Here is a 1904-nt window from a genome sequence, read left to right as displayed (position 1 = left end):
ATATCAAAAATTAGGACTTCCCCGGGGGGTAAGCGTATATCAAGACCTATAAGTTATTGAAACACCATTCTTTATTCTTGACTTGATATAAGAACCTTCTTAGGATGGCACATGTTTTTAACTTATTGCATTGCAACATAAATCAGATGTTTGATTTTTTGGTGTGCTGCAAGACCATGAATGATTAAATGTTTGTCTGCCGATTCGAGTGACTTGCAACTAGCCCAGCCCCTAGGCGCTAAGGCTATGAAGTTGTTCTCTTACGCGCTCTCACCAGTTTATCGGGTGCTCAATGGCTTATTGATCGTGACAGTGTTCATGATCGTGGGGCTCTGGCTCTCCGGCAATGGTACTCAAGCGGGTGCATTTGATATGGCTCGCATCTTGGTTCCAGATGAAGCTCGCCAGATGGTTTGGCAAAACGGATTTGGAATGCTCGATCAATACCAAGAAGAGACTCCAAAGGCTCTGGACGATAAAGAAATCACCAGCGTGATCTACGACAAGGCTTCAGCAGGCTCTAGCAGCAGCCTGACAAGCTCTAGGCATCAAAAAGTAGCCCTTCTAGTGCCATCAGTAGCCCACGCGCAGGTGAAGCCAATCTCTCACCTATCGGATCGCATCCCAGCATCAAAAATAGATCCACAGGCGCTAGATTCCAAACTAATGACATCGATTCAAAATCAACGCGCAGTAGCTGACTTCTTCGAGAAAAAGTACAAGCTGGATCGCGCCAAGATTGAAGAGTATGTATCGAATACTGTTTTGATTGCAAAAGAAGTCAATATTGATCCAGTCCTTTTACTCGCCGTAATCTCAGTGGAGTCTAACTTCAACCCACTTAGTAAAAGTCATGCTGGCGCTGAGGGCTTGATGCAGGTGATGACTTCTATTCACCAAGATAAATATGCCTTGTATGGCGGCGTTAGTGAAGCGGTTAAGCCAGAGGTGAATATTCGGATAGGCGCCTACATCCTGAAGTATTTGATAGCGACCAGTGGCTCATTACGTAATGGCTTGAAATACTATGTTGGTGCGGCAAATGCAGAAAATGACGGCGGCTACACCGATAAAGTGATGGCGGAGAGAAATCGTTTGATTAGTTTGTGCCAGCCAACATCGCAAAGTAAATTAACTTTGAACGGTAAAGATTTGCGTTCATAGGCACCTCATTTACTTTGTAAAAATAAGGCCACTCAGTTCAATTGAGTGGCCTTATTACTTGCAGATGCAGCTTTCGAATTAACTGACTCCGTGTAGCTCCACATCAAAGACCAGCGTCGCATTTGGGGGAATCACACCACCAGCACCACGTGGCCCGTAACCCATTTCTGAAGGGATGATCAGAGTGCGTTTACCGCCGATTTTCATGCCTTGTACACCCTGGTCCCAGCCCTTAATGACATGGCCAGCACCTAAAGGAAAGCTGAATAATTGGCCGCGATCAAGGGAGCTATCAAACTTCTGCCCTTTGTGATCTGGTGCATTCTCATCAAATAACCAGCCGGTGTAATGTACGTCTACATCATTGCCGGCAACAGCTTCCGCGCCATCACCAACAACAGTATCTATTTTTTGCAGTTCGCTCACGTTTTTCTTCCTCTTTGGCTGAAATTGAGGGGCTAGTATATTCTGAGCGTAATCTTTTTGTTCGAGCACAATCACATGACACACTTCTGGCCTCATTCCGCATATCAAACCCTGACGGTGGGCTCGGATAATCAATTACTGGTGACAGATGATTTTCTGCGTACTTACCTACTGCGCCCAGAGTTAAATCTCGTTCCTGAATCCTGCGATGCAGAGCGAAGTCTGCATCAACGTTTAAGCGAGAGCCCGCGTGCAGTAATTTCGGAGCAAGAAATTGCCGCGATGTCAGATCCTGATATTCAGGTGAACTATCA

At 45.7% G+C, this 1904-nt stretch carries 3 protein-coding genes; 2 read left to right on the top strand and 1 reads right to left on the bottom strand.

Annotated elements, in window-relative coordinates:
• Nucleotides 1-180: 180 nt before the first annotated feature.
• Nucleotides 181-1164: a transglycosylase SLT domain-containing protein gene (locus tag B7Y67_RS16600; RefSeq protein ID WP_293599575.1), complete on the top strand. Its 984-nt coding sequence runs from the start codon at nucleotides 181-183 to the stop codon at nucleotides 1162-1164.
• A gap of 78 nt (nucleotides 1165-1242) precedes the next feature.
• Here B7Y67_RS16600 and B7Y67_RS16595 read toward each other — a convergent pair whose 3' ends face one another.
• Nucleotides 1243-1590, bottom strand: a complete 348-nt coding sequence (locus tag B7Y67_RS16595; RefSeq protein WP_215302647.1) for an FKBP-type peptidyl-prolyl cis-trans isomerase — start codon at nucleotides 1588-1590, stop codon at nucleotides 1243-1245.
• A gap of 75 nt (nucleotides 1591-1665) precedes the next feature.
• On the opposite strand from B7Y67_RS16595, the gene B7Y67_RS16590 reads away from it, so the two are divergent.
• Nucleotides 1666-1904, top strand: a 239-nt coding sequence (locus B7Y67_RS16590; RefSeq protein WP_293599574.1) for a DUF6352 family protein, incomplete at its 3' end; no start/stop codon positions are given.

It is taken from the genome of Polynucleobacter sp. 35-46-11 (assembly GCF_002281105.1).
This window is presented reverse-complemented; position numbering and strand designations above follow the sequence as displayed.

What these genes read in the sequence shown, in the direction of transcription:
- B7Y67_RS16600 (WP_293599575.1), top strand. Translation starts at nt 181, where the DNA reads ATGATTAAATGTTTGTCTGCCGATTCGAGTGACTTGCAACTAGCCCAG.